At 70.8% G+C, this 1,154-nt stretch carries 1 protein-coding gene; it reads right to left on the reverse strand.

Annotation, left to right across the window (positions count from 1 at the left end; genetic code table 11):
- Positions 1–713: 713 nt before the first annotated feature.
- A complete protein-coding gene (locus EEJ42_RS06760; protein ID WP_123099066.1) occupies positions 714–1,016 on the reverse strand; it encodes a hypothetical protein in 303 nt (100 codons plus the stop codon).
- Positions 1,017–1,154 lie beyond the last annotated feature (138 nt).

Raw genomic sequence — 1,154 nt, forward strand, 5'->3', positions numbered from 1 at the left:
TGGGGCAGTCGAGTGGGGCGGGTGGTTAGCCGTGCGGTGTTCCGACTCGGTTCCTAGTTGCGGCGGGACGCGCGCCCGGAGTGGGCCTGGAAGGCGGGCGGTGCGAGTATCCGCGCGGTCACTTCCGTCATCCACGTCTGGAACGCGTCGGGCGCACCACCGGCGGTCTGTTCCATGACCGTCCATACCTGCGCGTGGGTCGCCATGCCTGGCAGGCTGTTCGGCGAGGTGGGGAGCAGCGGGCCGGGCGGGAACCGTATGTTGAGGGCGGCGGCCAGGTCCCGGGTGAACCAGAGTGGTTCGCCCTTGTGTATCCGGACACGTACCGGGGTGGTGTTGTAGTGGAAGATGCGGGTGCGCGGCGGNCAGAGTGGTTCGCCCTTGTGTATCCGGACACGTACCGGGGTGGTGTTGTAGTGGAAGATGCGGGTGCGCGGCGGCACTGGGTCCCTCCCGGGGGTGCGGGGTCCGGGGTGTATCAGGGGGGCGGGATGGTGCGGAGAGGGCCCAGCCGGGTGGCGGCCCCGGGCCGGGTGGTGGGGTGATTACTGCGCCCACTTCCCGGACCGGTCGAATGCGCCGGTCGTGAGGTCCACGACCAGACGGTCACCGGGCTGCGGCGGCTGGTCGGCCGCGATGTCCGTCAGCAGCTCCCGGAACTCGTCCTCCAGGTCGGCGTACTCGGTGTCCGTGTCGGCGGCTTCGGTGAAGTCCTAGAACGGCCAGGCCGATCCGTCCTCGTGGTGGAGGTAGACGTGTGAGGCGTCCCAGAGCACGCTGTCCTTGTCGGCCGGGGCCGTGGTGAACTCGACCCGGGTGACGGGCGTCGCCTGGTCGGGGTGGACGAAGAACAGGGCGCGCAGCACGTCCACGAGCTGGCTCTCGCGGCGCCGGATGCTCTCCGCGGTGAGGACGCGGGCGGCGGTGGTCAGCTCCTCCAGCGACCAGTGGGCGGTCGCCTGCCGCAGGGCCCTGACGTCGGCCAGGGGCGCGACACCGGGACGCTCGGCGGGCACGGGCCGGGCCGGGGCAGTGGTTCCCCTTTTTCCAACCGGGAGGCGATCCCCCGGCACCGCAACAATCCCGCCCCACGCACCAACCCACGCAACCCCGCCATCCAGGCGACAAGACTGCACCACCACCGGATACACCAG

This window comes from Streptomyces botrytidirepellens (assembly GCF_003721215.1).
GTDB lineage: Bacteria > Actinomycetota > Actinomycetes > Streptomycetales > Streptomycetaceae > Streptomyces > Streptomyces himastatinicus.